The sequence below is a fragment of the Photorhabdus bodei genome (assembly GCF_003287735.1).
GTDB classification, from domain to species: Bacteria; Pseudomonadota; Gammaproteobacteria; order Enterobacterales; family Enterobacteriaceae; genus Photorhabdus; species Photorhabdus kayaii.
Map to the genome: position 1 here is coordinate 17,031 of NZ_NSCM01000004.1, position 21,280 is coordinate 38,310.

Annotated in this window: 10 protein-coding genes and 1 pseudogene; 9 read left to right on the forward strand and 2 right to left on the reverse strand. The window is 44.3% G+C overall.

Annotation, left to right across the window (positions count from 1 at the left end; all coding sequences use genetic code 11):
• Positions 1-283: 283 nt before the first annotated feature.
• The 7 genes and pseudogenes from gcvT to CKY02_RS04635 all read left to right on the forward strand — a co-directional run bounded on the left by gcvT (position 284) and on the right by CKY02_RS04635 (position 16,762).
• The gene (gcvT, locus tag CKY02_RS04610) at positions 284-1,378 is read left to right on the forward strand and encodes a glycine cleavage system aminomethyltransferase GcvT (RefSeq protein ID WP_112894391.1); all 1,095 of its coding nucleotides are present in this window, start codon (positions 284-286) and stop codon (positions 1,376-1,378) included.
• Between the two features lie 121 nt (positions 1,379-1,499).
• A complete protein-coding gene (gene gcvH, locus CKY02_RS04615; protein ID WP_112894392.1) occupies positions 1,500-1,892 on the forward strand; it encodes a glycine cleavage system protein GcvH in 393 nt (130 codons plus the stop codon).
• A gap of 87 nt (positions 1,893-1,979) precedes the next feature.
• Positions 1,980-4,856 (forward strand): aminomethyl-transferring glycine dehydrogenase, encoded by a 2,877-nt coding sequence (gene gcvP, locus CKY02_RS04620; protein WP_112894393.1) that lies wholly within the window; start codon positions 1,980-1,982, stop codon positions 4,854-4,856.
• Between the two features lie 787 nt (positions 4,857-5,643).
• Positions 5,644-14,571 carry a two-partner secretion domain-containing protein gene (locus tag CKY02_RS04625; RefSeq protein WP_240001991.1) on the forward strand — a complete coding sequence of 2,976 codons (8,928 nt, stop codon included), beginning with the start codon at positions 5,644-5,646 and terminating at the stop codon, positions 14,569-14,571.
• An 8-nt stretch (positions 14,572-14,579) separates the two neighbouring features.
• Positions 14,580-15,017 carry a hypothetical protein gene (locus tag CKY02_RS26505; protein WP_238399300.1) on the forward strand — a complete coding sequence of 146 codons (438 nt, stop codon included), beginning with the start codon at positions 14,580-14,582 and terminating at the stop codon, positions 15,015-15,017.
• A pseudogene (locus tag CKY02_RS26515) lies at positions 15,018-16,374 on the forward strand (DUF637 domain-containing protein); the annotation flags it as partial.
• Positions 16,364-16,762: a DUF6960 family protein gene (locus CKY02_RS04635; RefSeq protein WP_112894394.1), complete on the forward strand. Its 399-nt coding sequence runs from the start codon at positions 16,364-16,366 to the stop codon at positions 16,760-16,762. The pseudogene CKY02_RS26515 and the gene CKY02_RS04635, both read left to right, overlap by 11 nt.
• An 870-nt stretch (positions 16,763-17,632) precedes the next feature.
• On the opposite strand, the gene CKY02_RS26190 is transcribed toward CKY02_RS04635, so the two are convergent.
• Together CKY02_RS26190 and CKY02_RS04645 are read right to left on the reverse strand one after the other, a co-directional pair.
• Entirely contained in the window at positions 17,633-17,764 is a 132-nt protein-coding gene (locus tag CKY02_RS26190; RefSeq protein ID WP_275658202.1) for a hypothetical protein, read from the reverse strand.
• 42 nt (positions 17,765-17,806) lie between these two features.
• Complete coding sequence (locus CKY02_RS04645) at positions 17,807-18,175, reverse strand: hypothetical protein (RefSeq protein WP_112894395.1); 369 nt, start codon at positions 18,173-18,175, stop codon at positions 17,807-17,809.
• 806 nt (positions 18,176-18,981) lie between these two features.
• Between CKY02_RS04645 and CKY02_RS04650 the strand changes: the two genes are divergently transcribed.
• Positions 18,982-20,415: an NAD(P)/FAD-dependent oxidoreductase gene (locus CKY02_RS04650; protein WP_112894396.1), complete on the forward strand. Its 1,434-nt coding sequence runs from the start codon at positions 18,982-18,984 to the stop codon at positions 20,413-20,415.
• On the forward strand, positions 20,412-21,263 hold the full coding sequence (locus CKY02_RS04655; protein ID WP_112894397.1) for a HemK/PrmC family methyltransferase: 852 nt from the start codon (positions 20,412-20,414) through the stop codon (positions 21,261-21,263). The genes CKY02_RS04650 and CKY02_RS04655 overlap by 4 nt, the downstream gene beginning before the upstream one ends.
• The last annotated feature ends 17 nt before the right edge of the window (positions 21,264-21,280 follow it).

Below are 21,280 nucleotides of genomic sequence, written 5' to 3' on the forward strand. Positions count from 1 at the left end.
TTGGTTTGTAACAGAAAATGAGTGTTTTCTAAAGTTAATTGTTAATTTTGAGTATTATGACTCATTTTAATAGTTGAAAATTCTGCATACTTATAACCCGTTTTTTGATGGTCACTGGATTGAACCCTATTTTTACTTATGGTTCATTTGGGTTTTCAGTGATAACTTTCATTTTAAGATATCGTTTGCGTCGCGTTTTTTAGCCGCTTTTTGTTCATGATTCACAGTATCTGTCGGTTAATACGCGGTATGTTTTCATGTAGGAAATGAAAAGAGGGAAATAATGGCAAAACAAACTCCATTGTATGACCAGCATCTGGCTTGTGGTGCACGTATGGTAGATTTTCATGGCTGGATGATGCCTTTGCATTATGGTTCACAAATGGATGAACATCATATTGTCCGCACTCATGCCGGTATGTTTGATGTTTCCCACATGACGATTGTGGATCTGCATGGTACTGGTTGCCGTGATTTCCTGCGTTATTTGTTGGCGAATGACATTGCTAAACTGACAGAAAAGGGTAAAGCCTTATACACCGGGATGCTTAATGCTTCTGGTGGTGTAATTGATGACCTGATTGTTTATTACCTTAGCAATGATTTTTATCGGTTGGTGGTCAATTCTGCGACTCGTGAGAAAGATCTGGCTTGGATTAATGAACATGTAGCCAGTTACCCGGTTGATATTCAGGTTCGTGATGATCTGGCGTTAATTGCGGTTCAGGGGCCTGAAGCTCAGGCAAAAGTACAGTCTCTATTGAATGATGAACAGAAACAGACTATTGCTGGAATGAAACCTTTCTTTGGTGTCCAGGCGGGGGATCTGTTTATCGCAACAACGGGTTATACCGGTGAGGCGGGTTATGAAGTGGCATTACCAAAAGCGCAAGCAGCGGATTTCTGGCAAAAATTACTGAGTGTCGGCGTTAAGCCCGCGGGATTAGGTGCGCGTGATACGTTGCGACTTGAAGCCGGTATGAACCTCTATGGACAGGAAATGGATGAAACCATTTCTCCTCTTGCGGCTAACATGGGCTGGACAATCGCTTGGAAACCCGAAGATCGCCAGTTTATCGGCCGTGAAGCGCTAGAAAAACAGCGTGAAAAGGGCACTGAGCAATTGGTTGGCTTGGTGATGAGAGAAAAGGGTGTGTTACGCGGTGGTTTAGCGGTTAGTTTTACTGATGAGATGGGTGCCTTACATTCTGGCGTTATTACCAGTGGTACGTTCTCTCCAACATTAGGATTCAGCATTGCCCTTGCCCGTGTGCCGCAGGGGATTGGTGAACAAGCGGTTGTCCAAATCCGCAATCGTGAAATGCCGGTTCAGGTAGTCAAACCTAGCTTTGTACGGGCGGGCAAACCTCTCGTATAGTCATTTTTATCGAATAATAACTTGATGAGTAAATAGTAATTTATCCCGGTAAGCATGATTGGTGCAGGAGCACAAAATAGCCTAATAGGGGTAGATTCTAGGATTGAAGGAGATGATAGTAATGAGTAATGTACCCGCAGAGTTAAGATATGCTGAATCACATGAGTGGGTTCGTGCAGAAGGTAATGGTGAATACACTGTAGGTATTACCGAGCATGCACAAGAGCTGCTCGGCGATATGGTCTTTGTTGATTTGCCAGAAGTAGGTGATGAAATCAATCTTGGTGATGATTGTGCGGTTGTTGAATCAGTAAAAGCGGCTTCTGATATCTATGCGCCACTGAGTGGTGAAATTATCGCCGTTAATGAAGCGCTAAATGACGCGCCTGAATTGGTTAACAGTGAGCCTTATAATGAAGGCTGGCTGTTCCGTATTAAAGCCTCTGATGAAAGTGAACTTTCGAGTTTGCTGAATGCCGAAGGATATCAGGCACTTCTGGACGAAGAAGAATAATATGCTTACCGCCGCCCTGTCTCACATGATGAACAGGGCGTTTTTATTTGTATGCCATTTCTGGCCAGCTTCAGGAATTAGTAACAAATGACCCAGACATTAAGCCAACTTGAGAACCAGGGTGAGTTTATCCGCCGTCATATAGGCTCTTCCGCCGAACAGCAAAAAGAGATGCTGGCGACCGTGGGGGCAAATTCCCTTAATGATTTAACACAGAAAATTGTTCCCCGTGATATCGCGTTACCAGAGCCACCCGATGTTGGCGGTGGTGCAACTGAACAGCAAGCACTAGCTGAACTGAAAGCGATTGCCAGCCAAAATAAACGTTACCAATCCTATATTGGTATGGGATATGTGCCTGCTGTACTTCCGCCGGTTATTTTGCGTAATTTATTAGAAAATCCTGGCTGGTATACCGCTTATACACCTTATCAACCGGAAGTTTCTCAAGGTCGCCTTGAATCACTGTTGAATTTCCAACAAGTGACGATCGATTTGACGGGTTTGGATATTGCTTCTGCTTCTTTGCTGGATGAAGCTACCGCGGCGGCTGAAGCAATGGCAATGGCAAAACGTACTAGCAAACTGAAAAATGCTGACCGTTTCTTTGTTGCTGATGATATCCATCCTCAAACATTAGACGTTGTTCGTACCCGTGCGGAAACCTTTGGCTTTGATGTGATTGTGGATAAAGCAGAAAAAGTCTTGGAGCTGGGCGGTGTATTTGGCGTGTTGTTACAACAGGTTGGCACGACAGGTGAAGTTCATGATTATGCTGATCTGATTACACAACTGAAACAGCGCAAAATCATTGTCAGTGTCGCCGCTGACTTGATGGCGTTGGTGCTGCTAACTGCGCCGGGTAAACAAGGAGCTGACATTGTGTTTGGTTCTGCCCAGCGCTTTGGGGTACCGATGGGTTATGGCGGTCCCCACGCTGCATTTTTTGCCAGCCGTGATGAATTCAAACGTTCTATGCCGGGACGTATTATCGGCGTTTCCCTTGATGCGGCAGGTAATACGGCACTGCGCATGGCAATGCAGACCCGTGAGCAGCATATCCGTCGTGAGAAAGCGAATTCCAACATCTGTACTGCTCAGGTGCTGTTGGCAAATATCGCGGCGATGTATGCGGTATATCATGGTTCGAAGGGGCTGAAACGCATTGCGAGCCGTATTCATCGTCTGACTGACATTCTGGCGGTCGGGTTACAGAAAGCTGGATTTACTCTACGTTACAAAACTTGGTTTGATACGCTGACTGTTGAAGTTGCTGATAAAGCAGCGGTATTAGCCCGGGCAGAGAAAGCTGAAATCAATTTGCGTACCGATATTTACGGCGCGGTGGGTATCACATTGAGTGAGGCTACTGGTCGTGATGATCTGGTCAAATTGTTCTCTGTGCTGACAGGCACGGATGACAAGCTAGATGTTGAAGCACTGGATAAAGAGCTGATGACGGAAAGTCTCTCCATTCCTGCATCAATGTTGCGCAGTGATGAAATCCTTCTGCATCCAAATTTCAACCGTTATCACAGTGAAACGGATATGATGCGCTATATGCATCGTCTTGAGCGCCGAGATTTGGCACTGAATCAGGCAATGATCCCATTGGGTTCTTGTACCATGAAACTTAATGCTGCGGCAGAAATGTTACCGATCTCTTGGCCTGAATTTAATGAACTACACCCATTCTGTCCGCCAGAGCAAGCACAGGGTTATCAGCAAATGATCAGCCAATTATCTCACTGGCTGGTGCAACTGACAGGTTATGATGCCGTTTGTATGCAACCAAACTCCGGTGCGCAGGGTGAATATGCGGGTCTGCTTGCTATTCGTCGTTACCACGAAAGTCGTGGAGAAGGGCATCGTCATATCTGTTTAATCCCCAGTTCTGCTCATGGCACCAACCCGGCTTCTGCTCATATGGCAGGCATGACCGTTGTGGTGGTGAGTTGCGATAAAGAGGGCAACATTGATCTGGCGGACCTGCGTGAAAAAGCGGACAAATCCGGTAGTGAGCTTTCTTGCATCATGGTGACTTACCCGTCAACCCACGGTGTATATGAAGAAACGATCCGTCAGGTGTGTGAAATCATTCATCAGTATGGTGGTCAGGTTTACCTTGATGGTGCGAATATGAACGCGCAGGTTGGCATCACCGCGCCAGGTTTTATCGGTGCTGATGTTTCACACCTCAACCTTCATAAAACATTCTGTATCCCACACGGCGGCGGTGGTCCAGGAATGGGGCCGATTGGCGTAAAAGCCCATTTAGCGCCGTTCTTACCGGGGCACTCGGTAGTTCAAATGGATGGCATTACCGAACAGAGAGCTGTCTCAGCGGCGCCATTTGGTAGTGCTTCTATTCTGCCGATTAGCTGGATGTATATCCGTATGATGGGTTCGCAAGGGTTGAAGCAGGCAAGCCAGACGGCGATTTTGAATGCTAACTATATTGCTGCTCGCTTAAAGAATGCTTATGACGTGTTATATACCGGTCATAATGGTTATGTGGCACATGAGTGTATTCTGGATATTAGACCGTTGAAAGAAGAGTTTGGTATCAGCGAGATGGATATTGCCAAGCGCTTGATTGACTATGGTTTCCATGCGCCAACCATGTCATTCCCGGTTGCTGGTACGCTAATGGTGGAACCTACAGAATCAGAAAGCAAAGTGGAAATTGATCGCTTTGTGGATGCTATGCTGGCAATTCGTGCTGAAATTAGCAAAGTGGCGAAAGGTGAGTGGTCATTGGAAGATAACCCATTGGTCAATGCGCCTCACGTACAAGCTGAACTGGTTTCTGACTGGAGCCATAGTTACAGCCGTGAAATCGCGGTTTTCCCAACACTAGAAACCAAAGCCAATAAATATTGGCCTGCGGTTAAACGCCTCGATGATGTTTACGGTGATCGTAATCTGCATTGTTCCTGTGCACCTGTCAGTGATTATCAATAATCACTAATGCAATAGTCAACACCAGTATAATAACTGGTGTTGCTATTATTTATATTTATTGGCGAAGTTGGTTTAAATATAAAATTATTTTATGTATTTAATGCCTTTTCCTTCCAAATTTTACATTCTATTTCTAATCTAACAGTACCTTTCATTATTGCTATTATTATTTAATAAAATGTTTTTATTGATATTTTATTTAAATAAGTTTTTATGGGTAATAATATTTCATTAATAAAAAATTGAAACTATTATTAATATAATACTTTATTATTATTGTATATTTAAAAATTTCATGAATTAAGTTTTCCTATATACCTTATGGATTTCAAGATGCATCGCGGCGGCAAGGGAGCGAATCCCCGGGAGCATAGATAACTATGTGACCGGGGTGAGTGAGTGCAGCCAACAAAGAGGCAACTTGAAGGATGACAGGTATAAGTGTCTCTTCTGTTGAAGAAGGTAAACACGGCGAGTAGTACGAGATTGATTCATACCCCGCGCCATTTAATATCTCCAGCCTTATCGCGATTTCCTAGCATTTAATATGACAGATTCCCCATTATCAGGATTAAAAAAACGAATGATGATCACATTTTGAACTACCTATTCAGACAGTCAATTAATTAAGCATTAGAATAGTTTAATATTGTCACTATTAAATCATCAATATTCTCTGTGGGAAGATGACCATTTTATCACCAAAGCCAGACTGAGGATAACGCGGTCACTTATTAGTCAGCATTACTGACTTTGTCACATTTAAATTAGGAAAAGGGACAGTACGATGGATAAACGCTACAACTCGATGGCCAGGGTTACGAGTTATCTTTTAATTTACCTGACGGCAATCCAGCCATTGCACCCGGCCATGGCTGTCGGCATAACACCGGATAACAACCGTACACAGGTACAAAATCAGGACAATGTACCGGTGGTGAATATCGCCACGCCGAATGATGCAGGGATATCCCACAACACCTATCAAGAGTTCAATGTTGCCACTCAGGGGGTCGTACTCAATAACGCGACACAGGCGGCTCAATCACAACTGGCAGGGCAACTTAACGCGAACCCTAACCTGAAAGGCAAAGCGGCGGAACTGATTATTAACGAAGTCACCGGCAGTGGCCGCTCCGACCTGCAAGGCCAGTTGGAAATTGTTGGCAATAAAGCCAACGTGATGATTGCCAACCCTAACGGTATTACCTGTGATGGTTGTGGTTTTATTAATACCGCCGGCGCAACCCTGACCACCGGTAAACCCCAATTTGATAAACAGGGTGCACTGGAAGCACTGGAAGTAAAAAAAGGCCAGATTACCATTGGCGGCAAAGGGCTGGACGGCAAGACGACGGATTATGTCGATATCATCAGCCGGGCAACGGAGTTGAATGGAAAAATTCAGGCTAACACCCTGTCGCTGACTCAGGGAGCCAACCGTATTAGCTTGAAAGACGGCACGGTTAAACCTATCGCCGGAGAAGGGGAAAAGCCGCAATTAGCGGTTGATACCAAAGCGTTAGGCGGCATGTATGCCAATAAAATCCGACTGGTTGCCACTGAAGAGGGGGTTGGGGTTAATCTCACCAACCTGACCACAGCGCAGGACGCTATCAGTTTAACTGCTGAGGGTAAAATTATCTTGGGGGAGGTACACGCCAAGACAGACATTAACATCAACAGCAGAGCTATGGAAACGACAGCACAAAGCCATGTGCAGGCGGGCCAACATCTGATATTGACCACCGAAACACTGCAAAATCAGGGACAAATCCGTGCGGGTGGTGATGTCACCATTAAAGCGACTAAACTGGATAACGTAAACCCGACTAAGAAAAGTCACCCTATTATTACCGCGGGTAAAAACAACAGCATTACTGCTAATGAGATAAATAATGTTGGCGAGTTAAGCGCGGTGCAAAACCTCACCCTGACAGGCAAAAATTTTTCAGCGAAAGCAATAAAAGACAGTCAGGAGAATATCATCGGTAAACTGAGTGCTGGTGGGGATTTGACGGCTGTATTTAAAGAGGGATTTAGTTTTAATTTTGATAAAGAACATTTTAACGAGGGAAAGAAACCCACTGATCTGGCGTTAATCACCGGGAAAAACATTTCTCTCGCTGCCCGAGATTTAGTGAGTCGTGCGTCAATGAGGGCAGAACAGAACTTAACCGTTAACGCTGAAACAATCTATTTAGGTCAGGGGAATTTAAAAGCCGGGAACCATGTCATGCTGGATGGAAAGTCACATCTTGATGTGAATGGCTATGATATCTCCGGTCGTGATGTGACCTTGCTTGCCAGCCGGGGGCTGCTGTCTGTTGTCTCTGGAGATGACTATACCCCGGAAGGAATAAGGGTATTAACCACGCTTTCTGCTGATAACCTATTACGCATTATCGCCGATGGTCCTATTAATATTGCAGATACCCTGATTAACCGGGCGAAAAATATCTTTTTGGCAACCAATGATAAGCTTGAGATTTATGCCTCGGGTGATTTAATTGATGAGCAGAGTTCACTCAATGACGGCGCTAAACAAGCATTCATTAATCAGCGTCTGCGCCAGCTTAGCCAATTGCAAGCGGATGAAAATATTGAGATCCATGCAGGAAAGATAGTCGACCTGAGAAGCATTTCCTTGGCGGCGGGGAAGGATATTACTCTGACCAGTGGCGGCATGCTTGATGTGAGTAAAATCACAGCAGAGGACCCCTATGAATATGAAGATGAACACGGAACGGGTTATGAAAAGCATTATGAATATGAAAATGCTGATGACGAGGAAGACGAACAATCTTACCCACAATTTCAATTACCCATAGCGAGCAGTATCATCACTGCCGGCAATAATTTAACCCTTAATGCTGGTGGTGACATTATTGATACTGAGGCAACTTTGTCGGCAAAAGGGGTGACTGCCATTGTCAAAAACAACGCAGAGTTGCATTCACCGTCAGGGAGGTATAACTCAGTTGAAGGGAAATATACGCCAGTCACTTCTGCGCTGATTGCACGTGCGTTAAGCCATGCTCCTCAACTGACCATAAACGCCTCAGAAGTAGAAGGAGAAGTCCCGGGGATTAAACTGGCGGATAAACAAACCCGGATCACCTCGAAAAACAATCGCCCTATTATTCATATTGCAGCACCTAACGCCCGTGGTGTTTCACATAACCGTTATCAGGAGTTTAATGTTGGGGCTTCCGGGCTGGTGCTCAATAATGCTACCGAAGCTACCCAATCCGTACTGGCGGGACAAATTGGGGCGAACCCTCACTTCAACGGTCAATCGGCTGAACTGATTATTAATGAAGTGGTGGGTACCTTAGCCTCAAATCTGCAAGGGCTGTTGGAAGTTGCAGGGCAGAAAGCTAATGTCTTCATTGTTAACCCGAACGGTATGACCTGTAATGGTTGTCGCTTTGTTAATACTCCGGCTGTCACCTTATCGACCGGTAAACCGGTATTTGATAAAGATGGCGCATTAGCGGCCTTGGAAGTGAAAAAAGGCGCTATCACCTTGGGTGAAAAGGGACTGGATGCAACAGCGCAAGATTCGATCTCTATCATCAGCCGGACCACTAAGCTTAACGGTAAACTCCAGGCGAAAAGCCTGACATTGACACAAGGCCCCAACCAGATTGATTTCAAACGCGGGACCCTTGTTCCCATGACAGGGGAAGATTATGGCCCTTGGGAAGCGATTGATACCGGGTTATTAGGGGGAATGTATGCCAATAAAATCCGTCTGGTGAGTACCGAGCCGGGTAAGGTTGTCAATCTGACCAACCTGACGGCAACCCAAGGCGACATCAGTCTGACGGCGGATGGCAAGGTGACTCTGGGGGATGTACAGGCCAAAACGGATATCACCGTTAACGGTAAAGACATTGACATGGCGAAAAAAAGTCATATGCAAGCCGGTCAACATCTGATATTGACAACCGATACATTGCAGAGTTGGGGACGAATGCGTGCCGACGGTGATGTCACCATTAAAGCGAAAGACTTGTCTTTAGATGGGGGAAATATCAATGCCGGGAACCAGGTTCTGCTACAGGCAGAGAAAAGTCTTACGGTACGTGACACGGATATTTCAGGTCATGACATTAGCTTAATCTCCAGCGGTGGTATTTATGTTTCATCTGGAGGAGATAATTCCATTGCGGCAGGCACGCGGGTATTACCTATTATTTCTGCGGTTAATACGCTGCGTATTCTGTCTGAACGGGGAATATCTCTTTCAGATACGCTAATTAACCGGGCGAAAAATATCTTTTTGGCGAGTAACGAGAGGATTGGTATTAATCAGCATTTGGCTGCGGATGAGAATATTGATCTTCACGCTGGAGGGGGAATAAATTTGGATGGGACTTCCCTGACCGCCGGGAAAGATATTACCCTGACCAGTGGTGACTCGCTTTATGTTGGTAACGTCACTGCCGGCAACAATTTAACCCTGATTGCCCGCCGCAATATAACGGAGACAGCATTATCGGCAGAAGGGACGGCCGCAGTCGCCCAATATAGTACCGCGTTGCACTTAGCCTACGGGAAATATACCCCGGTGACTTCTGCGTTGATTGACCTCGCATTAGGCAATGCCGCCCAACTGACCATCAATATCCCAGAAATAGCTGGTGGAATACCCGGGATTCAACTGGCGGATAAGCGAGCGCGGATTGCTGTGAGAGATAACCTGCCTATTATCCATATTGCGGCACCGAATTCCCGGGGTGTTTCACATAACCGTTATCGGGAGTTTAATGTTGGGGCTTCCGGGCTGGTGCTCAATAATGCTACCGAAGCTACCCAATCCGTACTGGCGGGACAAATGGGGGCGAACCCTCACTTCAACGGTCAATCGGCTGAGTTGATTATTAATGAAGTGGTGGGGACTTTAGCCTCAAATCTACAGGGTCTGTTGGAAGTGGTGGGGCAAAAAGCCCCGGTCTTCATCGCTAACCCGAACGGCATAACCTGTCATGGTTGTGGTTTTATCAATACCCCGGCTGTCACCTTATCGACCGGGAAACCGGTATTTGATAAAGAGGGCGCGTTAGCGGCTTTAGAGGTGAAAAAAGGTGTCATAACCTTTGATGAAAAGGGGCTGGACGCAACGGCGCAGGATGCTGTCGACATTATCAGCCGTGCGACGATACTTAACGGCAAAGTGCAGGCGAAAAACCTGACATTGACACAAGGGGCCAACCGGATTGATTTCAAACGCGGGACTCTTGTCCCTATTGCAGGCGAGGGTGATACCCCCTGGAAAGCGATTGATACCCAGTCATTGGGGGGAATGTATGCCAATAAAATCCGTCTGGTGAGTACTGAGGCGGGTAAGGAAGTTAACCTGACCAACCTGACGGCAACGCAAGGCGACATTAGTCTGACGGCGGATGGTAAGGTGACTCTGGGTAATATACAGGCCAAAACGGATATCACCGTTAGCAGTAAAAGCATTAAAACGGCGGAACAGAGTCATGTGCAGGCAGGGAAAGAGATCACGCTTGCCGCGAACACGCTGAACAACACCGGTAAGATTATCGCAGAAGGTGACATGCGGTTATTTATCGACCATTTATACAATCAGTATAAGGGGCTGATTCAGGCAAATAATCATCTCTGGCTGCAAAAAGACGCGAGCGGTAATTTAAGCACTGAAATTAACAACACTTCAGCGACACTGAAAACCAATAACGGCGATATTATTATTCGCGCAAAAGCGTTAAATAATGCCTGGGATGCCAGCGTCGCGGCGGGAATGAACGCTTATATCCATGCAACGAAGCTGGATAATGATGAAAGTCAGTTTCATGCGAAGAAAAATCTCATCTTAACCGGTCACGATTTTAACCGCGGGATGGACGGTAAACTCTCCGCCGATCTGAATGTGGTGGCTGATTTTATTAATGAATTCAAAGGGACTGCGTTCATCTCGGCGAAAAATATTCTGCTGCATGCCGGTGAAATTATTAACATAGGGCACCTCAACGCGGGCAATGATCTGTCCGTCATCGCCGAGCGTCGAATGTATGCCGGCCAGAGTACACTGGAGGCAAAGAGAAATCTGACCTTGATTGCGGGTAAAGATATTGATGCCTTTCAAGTCGAGTTGAAGGGAGAAAATGTTGAACTGCTTACGCGTGAAGGCGACATCCAGATGTGGGGGGACGGTTCGCGTATTTCGGCCAGCGACAATTTGCGGATATTCGCGGATCACAAACTGGATCTCTATGATCTTTTGTTCGATAAATCAAACACGATAACGTTAAACGCGGGTCATGAAATTGATGTCAGTCAGATTAAATTGGCCGCACAGAAAAATCTGACACTGATTGCGGGCAAAGGTATCACTGCCCGTGAAACCGGGCTGAAAGGGGAAAATATTGAGCTTCTCGCGCGTGAGGGTGACATTAGGCTGCCGATGGGAGTGGAGGATTCTTCTCATATTTCGGCCAACAATAATGTGCAGATGTTCGCGAGCAACAAACTGGATCTCCAGGGGGCTTTGTTCGATAAAGCCAACACTATGACGTTAAATGCGGGTCATGAAATTAATGCCGACCGGGTTAAATTAGTGGCAAATAAAAATCTGACCTTAATTGCGGGCAAGGATATCACCGCTCGTCAGGCAGAGTTAAAAGGGGAAAATGTTGAGCTTCTGGTGCGTGAAGGCGACATCCAAATGGGACGGAATCGGCCTCATGAGTTATTAGCCTCAATTTCGGCCGATAATCATTTGCGGATTTCCGCGGGCAACGATCTGGACCTTTCCGGTACTCAGTTAGATAAATCACACAATCTGACATTAAGTGCGGGTCGTAACCTGAATGCCAGTCGAAGCCAATTGAAGGCGGCTGGCAATATTAATCTGTTTGCGGGAAATGATTTAATGTTGCGGCAAGCTGGTATCCGGGCGGGACAACAAGTCATGCTCAGTGCGGGTCGCGATATTGATATCTCTCGGCCCAATACGCCAGAGAGCCTGTTTTATTTATCCGAATTAGATGGATTAGACAAATTCTCTGAATTAGGTACGCAAATTACCGCGGGTGATCACCTGCAACTCAGTGCAGGGGGCGATATTGCGGGTATCGCGAGATTAATATCGACTAAAGGAAATGTCTCGGTTAACGCTGGTCGGGATTTACTGTTCTCTGCCCGGAAATATTCGCCGATTAATGATGGCGATAAACAATACCTTTATGCCACCAGCGCCATCAATGCTGCCAAGAATCTCACACTAGTTGCAGCAGGCAACCTGCTGACGTCCGGGGCCAGCTTGACATCCGGCAGTGATATGCTGCTGTCCGCGGGTGGGAATGTTCGCTTTGAATCGCGACAAGAATTTATCCGCGAGGGGAATATTGAGCGCTTTACGCAACACGCCAGTCGGCTGAATAGTGGTGGCGCATTAACTATTCGCTCTCAGGGCAGTATTTTATTCCAGGCGACGGCGTTAATCGCCAAAGGGGTGATGGATATCGCGGCTACGGGCGGTTTTCTCTATGCGCAAGCGATGGAAGAAGTCTACAGGCGGGAAGAAACAGAGAAAAGCTGTAAAGGTTTGGGGCCCATAAAGTCGTGTAAAGTGTTTGGGTCTAAAACCGAACATAGAATACAAATCAAGAAGACCAACAAAGTCACGGAATTTACGGCCGGGGGTGATATTAACCTGATGGCAAAAGATGAGGTGACATTGGAAGCGAGTCGGATAGAAACCGGTAAAAACGCGAAAATCACCAGCCAGACAGGGAAAGTGAACTTCAAGGCGATGCCCAATATTGATTTTGAGCAGAGCATCACGACATCAAAAGGCTTTTTTATTACACAGCGCGATAAAGGTCACCGTGAGGAGAGCTGGATAATCCCGTCAGTGCATGTTGGCGGTACGCTGACGGTGGAGGCGGCGAAAGGCATCAATGCGGATGTAAAAGTGAAAGAGGGGCAGCTACTGGAAGACGCGTTAGGGGTACTGGGTAACACCCCCGGTACCGAATGGTTAAAAAATCTTCAAGGCCGCAATGATGTCCAGTGGGATCGGGTTAAGGACGCTTACAGTAGCTGGGACAAAAAAAGCGAAAGCTTAAACCCCGTAGTGGGTGCGGTGATTGCGATTGCGGTCGCGGCGGTCACGGCGGGTTCGGGCTTGGCGGCTTGGGCGGGAAGTGGTGCCGTGGGGGCGACAGGCGCTACGGGAGCCACGGCGAGCGCGGTTTATGGGGCGGCTTATGGCGGAATGATAGGGTTGACCTCGCAGGCGGCGGTGGCCTTAGTTGAAAATAAAGGGGATCTCACCAAGACACTGGCTGCCTTAGCGAAGCGCGAAGCCGTCAAATCCCTCGTGACCCAAATCGCCGTGGGTGGCGCATTAGGGGGCTTAGACCACACGATGGGTTGGGGAAAATTAGTGGAGGGAAAAGGCGTTGTCGATCCGATAAAAGCGCAGCTTCCTTTATTGAGTGATAATAATTGGAGTCAGGTGGCCCAGCGTGTGGCGGCGCAATCCATCGTGAGTTCAACAATAGGGACGGCGATTAACGGCGGCAGTTTTACGGATAATCTGCAAACCGCGTTGTTGAGCAATATAGGTAATCAGATTAATGCGGAAGGCGCCAAACTGATTGGTGATAATGGGGAGGTTTTAGGCCATTCAGGCAAGGTATTGAGCCATGCGGTTGTGGCAGGCATCAGTGCTGAAATCGCCGGAGGGGATGCCAAAGGGGCGGCTGTAGGTGCGCTGGCGGCTGAATTAGCTGCAATCACAATGGAAAGCAGGTTATTTGAACCGGCGTATAAGAATGAAACAGAGCGGCAAATTCATAAGCTTCAGGAAGCGCTGACGGGTAATGAAGTTAAGGCCCAGACCGCTAAATTTGTCGGGGCGTTGTCAGGCGCACTGATTAGCCATACCCCGGAAGGCGCTTACAGTGCGGCAAACAGCGCGGAGCTTGTCTTTCGAAATAACATGACTGAGCATATGTTGTATCAGTTATCGGTAGATAATCAAAAAGACATCTTAGCGGCAGGAAAAGGGGATAAAGCTGCGGAAGAGCGCGTCATTGCGCGGCGGAATGCCGCGATTGCCGTTACCGCAGTGGCGGCAGGCGGTTACGCGCTGGTTTATGGCGGTCAGATACTGATTGCGGGTTCGGCTGAAATAGCAACGGCAGGGCGTGTTGCGCTTGAAGGCTGTAAAACCAATCCGGCGCTGTGCCTGAATAACGTGGGCATTTTTGTCGCTGATGCGGTTGCGCCAGAAGCGGCGGTTGGGACCGGCGTTTTGGCTGCGGGAACGGTAAAGGTATTAGGTAATACCAAAGAAGGTGCGAAGAATCTGGCAGAAGGATTGAGTAATACCTCAAAACCGCTGTTAAGAAATGCTAAGCCTGATACTGATGCCGTAGCTAGTTTGATCGAAAATGAGAAGTTGTATGCTGGAAAGGGGACGAGCGCAAATAAACCCCTTGGTTTAGGCTCTACTGGACGCAATACTCCTGCAAATTTGAATGAAAAATTAGCACTTGAGCAAGCTATATCCAATCCTAATTCGGGGCGGCAGCTCCCTGTTCCTATGACTGATAAACGGTGGCCTGCGTCAGATGGTTGGGTAAAAATGTCTCAAAATATTAACGGAATAGAAGTCCATTATGTAAAGAATACAAAGACAGGGGCTATTGATGATTTTAAATTTAAGTGAGTATTTTTATGTTAATTAAATGTATTTTTAATTTGGGAAAAAATTTACCTGATGATAGCCGTTGTTTGGGCGAAACAGATGAAACAGATTATTCTTTTTTGGAGATTGGAACTGAATATGTAGTTTATGGTTTGATGTTGCTTTCATGTCGAATCGATTATTTAATCTGTCCTAATAAAGGTAACCCTGTATGGATTCCTGCTAATTTATGCGAGATTAAAGACGGTAAATTGTCTTCTAATTGGTCAATTTGTATAACTCATTTAAATGATGACTATAAAGTCTTATATGATAATTTTAAGATACAATCGATTATAGGTTATTCTGAGTTAGTCACATCCATCTCTCATTACATAGGTATTATTGAAAGGGAATCAGAGGATCTAGGAACTTTTTTTCTCGAAAAGCAAAAAATCGATGGCGAGTTTGCTTCTTCAATTGACTGAAACGGCGGCAGTTTTACGGATAATCTGCAAACCGCATTGTTGAGTAATATTGGTAATCAGATTAATGCGGAAGGCCGCCAAACTGATTGGTGATAATGGGGAGGTTTTAGGCCACTCAGGCAAGATATTGAGCCATTCGGTTGTGGCAGGCATTAGTGCTGAAATTGCTGGTGGGGATGCCAAAGGGGCGGCTGTAGGTGCGCTGGCGGCTGAATTAGCGGCAATCACAATGGAAAGCAGGCTATTTGAACCGGCGTATAAGAATGAAACAGAGCGACAAATCCATAAGCTTCAGGAAGCGCTGACGGGTAATGAAGTTAAGGCCCAGACCGCTAAATTTGTCGGGGCGTTGTCAGGCGCACTGATTAGCCATACCCCGGAAGGCGCTTACAGTGCGGCGAACAGCGCAGAGCTTGTCTATCGAAATAACATGACTGAGCACATGTTGTACCAGTTATCGGTAGATAATCAAAAAGACATCTTAGCGGCAGGAAAAGGGGATAAAGCTGCGGAAGAGCGCGTCATTGCGCGGCGGAATGCCGCGATTGCCGTTACCGCAGTGGCGGCAGGCGGTTACGCGCTGGTTTATGGCGGTCAGATACTGATTGCGGGTTCGGCTGAAATAGCAACCGCGGGGCGCGTTGCGCTTGAAGGTTGTAAAACCAATCCGGCGCTATGCCTGAATAACGTGGGTATTTTTGTCGCTGATACGGTTGCGCCAGAAGCGGCTGTTGGGACTGGTGTTTTGGCTGCGGGAACGGTAAAGGTATTAGGTAACACTAAAGAAGGTGCTAAGGATTTGGCGGAAGGATTGAGTAATACCTCAAAACCGCTGTTAAGAAATGCTAAGCCTGATACTGATGCCGTAGCTAGTTTGATCGAAAATGAGAAGTTGTATGCTGGAAAGGGGACGACGGCTCAATCGGTTCAGAAATGGTCAGTAGATCCAGCGACTAAAGCAGCGGATGAAGCAGGTGGTGTTTTAGTTGATGGTATTTATAAAAATAATCCTACAGCTCAGAATATAACAGGGCTTTTAACCGATTCAGGAAGAATTGGTAGCAAAAATATGAATGGTCAATTTATGTATGTTGTTGACCAAAAAGGGAATGTAATTATTGGTACTCGTAGTGGTGAGAGAATGCCACATCCAACTTTAATTGGTGGTAAAGATCCATTGGTTTTAGGGGCTGGAATAGTCGAAATTAGGGCGGGTAAAATTTACTCTATAGATAATGCTTCGGGTCACTATAAACCAGGTTCAGGTTCTTTAGATGCTGTTAAAGATGCTTTTGGTAAATTACCAGATAAATATTTTAGTAAAGATTTTCAGGGGTATAAACTATATGATAAATAGTTCAGATTTAAAAGGCACGTGGGGACTATATCCTTGGTTTGATGAGGATGATGTTAATTTGATCTACCCAGATGATTTAGAATGTGTAAGAAAACTTATTTTGCATGGAAAAGTTTTCTATTGTTCAGAACAATGTGGGGAGTTTATTCGATTAAATTATGGGGATTACTCTTTTAGAGTTAAACCTGATTTGTTTAAACCAGTCAGAGAGGTTTATTTTATGGTGGGAGACAACGTAAAAGTTGTCTCTTCGCCAGATAAAAGAGGTACTATATTAAATATAGGGTGGCATCATAAAAATGATGAGCCAATCTACTATTTATCTTTTAATGGTAAAAAATCATCCAGACGCTATGCGGAAGATGAACTTATTCCAGTTCAAGAATAAACTCAGCAGGAACTTCCTTCGTCAGCCAAACGCCATTGTCAGCTAAATAGAACTTAAAGCCTTGTTGAGACATCAACAGGGCTTTTATTTGAGGGGGTTGTTATTCAGATTTTTCATGATTGATGATTTAATTGGTTTATGAAAAAGTTTATTCCTTGGTTTAAGGCGTTATTAAAGACGATTCTTTTTGAAAAAAATAGATTATCTGATTAACTTATTCATATTTTTATTTATCTGTTTTCCCAGGAGACATAAGCATTAATAAAATCAAATTTTGTTTTTCATTTTTTACTGATGGCTTTATAATAGGTAGGTTTTAGACCATTGTTAAAAAACATTGTCTTAACTCTTGGGTTAATCGGTATGAAGTTTTAACGATAGTTTTAACGATAGTTTTAACGATAGTTTTAACGATAGTTTTAACCTGTTTAACCTGTTTAACCTGTTTAACCTGTTTAACCTGTTTAACCTGTTTAACCTGTTTAACCTGTTTAACCTGTTTAACCTGTTTAACCTGTTTAACCTGTTTAACCTGTTTAACCTGTTTAACCTGTTTAACCTATTTTTATGACATTATTTTAGTGGCTTGCTTCGTAAAATGATGGGGATAAATCACTTGAATATCAGACTGTATGGATAATATTCTTTTACTTGCTGATTTCTTTTTCACTCTTTGTTAATGATTAATGTATTTCGATTAACTGTTACGCTAAAAAAATTTACTTTTTGAATTAAATCTGCCTTTTATATAAAAGCTTTAATTCCTCTTTATTCTCATCTTTAAATAATCATGGTAAATTAATTAAATGTAAAACAAGAGAATAATATCACCGATAGATATATTAAATATGACAATATACCCTATGGATTTCAAGATGGATCGCGGCGGCAAGGGAGCGAATCCCCGGGAGCATAGGTAACTATGTGACCGGGGTGAGTGAGTGCAGCCAACAAAGAGGCAACTTGAAGGATGACAGGTATAAATAAGCTTTTTAAAATCACGCTGTACCTTTTAAAGTGGGCATTAATAACGCGCTGATTTTTTTAACCCTTAATTGAATCATTACCGATAAAAAGGCGTTTACGATCGCCAAAAAAGGGAAATGCAAGTAAAAAGAGAAAGTGAATAATGTTAAAAACATAATGTGCTTGCTCTTTTTTCCTGATTTTAAAACTACACTGAAAGATAAAAATGGATTTTTTTAACAGCGGTTTTATCACATTGGAATAAAGTGTGGTTAATCTTATTTCAATGAGTGAAAATTGCTGTAATCCTTTGTTTTCAAATGGAATGAAAAATAGCAATCCATATGGTTTAACCTGAGAAAATTGGATCGGTGGAGTCAATAAAAAATGCGACACCGAAAGATTAAAGGCATTAAAAACAGTGTTAAATCCTTCTGGTGGTAGCAAAATGCTATTCCCATGCAGATTACCAGTAAAAACTTTCTCGTTTTATTATTAAAGAAAACCCAGCAGTGATAGTCGAGACGCTAAAAGTCAATAATCTGAAATGTGCATGTTCAGCACGTACACGTTGATCATAAATAATCACCAATATTATAATTAATAAAGAAATAATAACTTATGTATTTATTCATCTATATTAGTGAAAGTTGATGGAAAATATAAATTTAAAAAAACACCTTTCTTGAGAATTTTTGTTTTTTTATTGAAGAATAAAAGGCATTTAGAATATTGTTCCCCGTAACAATTTAAATATAAATTGTTTTTATTTTGTACTGAAAATATTTATATGATTTTTTTGTTTATAATATAGGGTTAAATTTATTTGACAGTTTTGTATTTGATGACTATTGTTCTTCCTTGATTTTCGGATGTTATTTCAAATATAATAATATCTTTAGTTATTATATGTATTTAATATAAATAACATTTTGTGATGTTGTTCAAGTTGTTGTTTTTATTGTGAATTTTAATTTTCATAAATTAATTAATCTGGGTGATTATATTTAATTGATAATAAACAGAAACTATTTATGATGTAATAATTTGTTATTGCATATTTATTTTTAAATCTAGTGTAAATCTGAGAGTGATTTGTCATTTTAATTACTGATGAATACATGGTTATTTTTTTTACAATTGATGTAAAGCAGTAAAAATATCCTCATTATAAGAGGGCGGTAATTATTTGTCCGTCATTGTTGACAACATATTTAAAATAAATTGGCCGCAGGCCATATAGGAGTAAATAAGTGAAATACGACTTTATTGTCGTTGGTTCAGGGGCAATTGCAGGTTCAATCGCCTATGAGCTGGCAAGCAGAAATCTTTCGGTTTGTAGGGTTGGAGAGACTGATCGAACCAATGCTGCTTCCAAAGCGGCGGGTGCAATGAATGGGTGTTTTGGCGAAATTACCAGTGGCTTATTAGCGAGTGAACACGGTAAGTTGAAATTGAATATGGATTGTATTTCCAAAGAACTTTGGCCGGCCTGGGCGCAACGGTTAGCTGATGCTTCCGGTGATACCCGATCGCTGTTCACTGCTAAAGGCACTCACGTGATACTGAACACTGCCGGGATGGAAGAGATTGACACTATCAATTATGACGCTATCGAACAAACCCTGAACGATTATGCGGCACCTTATGAAACCGTTGATCCGCGTGAAATTGAGTGGTTAAAGCCCAACGATTTAGTGCGTCCGCTGCGTGCTTTGTACATCCCTGATGAACATGCGCTGAACTCGCATTTATTGCTGGAAAAGCTGGATGCGGCATTTGTTGCTGAAGGTGGATGTCTTAAAGAAGAGAATGTTAAGTGTGTGCTGATTGAAGAGGGTTTGGCTACCGGTGTCGAATTGCTCAGTGGCGAACGTTTAATGGCAGATAAGGTCGTCGTGGCTGCCGGTGCACACTCGTTGGATCTGTTATCAAATATACCTTCAGTTGTTCGCCAAATTCCGCCAATCTTTGCCGGTTATGGGGTATCCATTCTGGTCAAGATGCCAAAAGGCAGAGAACTGCCGACCTCGGTCATCCGTACCCCTAACCGGGCATTTGCCTGTGGGCTGCATTGTGTGCCACGTGGTGATGGTGTGTTGTATCTTGGCGCGACCAATATTCTGTCTGAAAAACCACGCAGTCAGGCACTGATTTCTGATGTGCAGTTCTTGTTGGATTGTGCGTTAGATCAGTTGGATATTAACTTACATGATGCTGAGATCCTCTCAATTCAAGTTGGTAACCGGCCAATTCCTGCTGATGGGTTCCCGCTGATTGGCGAATGTGGCGTGAATGGTCTTTGGTTGGCTACCGGGACTTACCGTGATGGCTTACATCAATCACCGTTATTAGCGGATTATGTGGCTAATGCTTTGACGGGAGTAGAAAATAGACTCATTAATCTTGATGATTTCAATCCCGTTCGTCCTCCGTTGGTCGGTTTCTCCCGTGAAGTGATGGCTAAAGAAACGACCCAACAAATGTTTGCTACCGGCTATGAATATCGTTGGGATATCAAACCTTACTGGCTGCCACTGCTGAATGAAGGGATGATGCGCAATTATCAGAATTTAATTGAGTCTCTTCACCCTCAATTCACTCCACCGCCAGAGCTGGTCGCCTTCTCTCATATTTATGAATCCATGCGTGAACGGTTACGTAGTTATTATGAGGCATGGTCATGAGTTTTTCGCTGAAAGATCAAGTTGTCATTGATAAAGCCAGAGAGTTACTGTCAGAGGCCGGCGTTTGGGATGTGGAAACTGATCTCACGAGCTTGATTGACTGTTATTTGGAAAGGCGTTGTAAAGATCGCGCCCGTGATGAATTCATGCTTGCGGTTCATGAACGCTGTAACCGGATCCCTCTTGGGCATATTGTCGGTACTGTGGATTTTGATGGATTGCCTCTGACGGTGGGGACCGGGGTATTTATCCCGCGCCCTCATAGTCAAGTTATTCATAAATGGCTGGAGAATGAATATCAAACACCTCCGGGGGCAGTGGTTCTGGACTTATGCTCCGGTAGTGGTGCCATCGGTTTAGCTATTGCTAAACGTCGCCCGGATTTAAAGGTCACTTGTGTCGAATATGATGATGTGGCTTTTCAATACCTGACGCGAAATATCTATCGGTTGGCGAATTGGGCGATTAAAGCCGATGCATTAAAAGCAGATTTACGGGATTGGCAAGCATTTTCTCAATTTAACGGATCGGTGGCGTTGATTGTGGCTAATCCACCTTATGTGCCGGAACGGCAGGAAATATTGCCGGAATGGGAGGAGCATCATCCTTATGCGTCGGTGTATTCGGGAGATGATGGGCTTGACTTAACGCGGTTGATTATCAAACAAGCTAAACAGCTACTGCAATCAGAGGGTTGGTTAGTTATTGAACATGGTGAAAGCCAGGGAGAGAGTGTCAGAACATTATTTTTAGAGTCTGGCTTCTCTTTGGTACGAACCATTATCGATGAAGATATTTCTGATACAACAGGCAGTTCGGTAATCACTGTTGGTTGTAAGCTCATTTGAACTTAGACAGTTGGAGT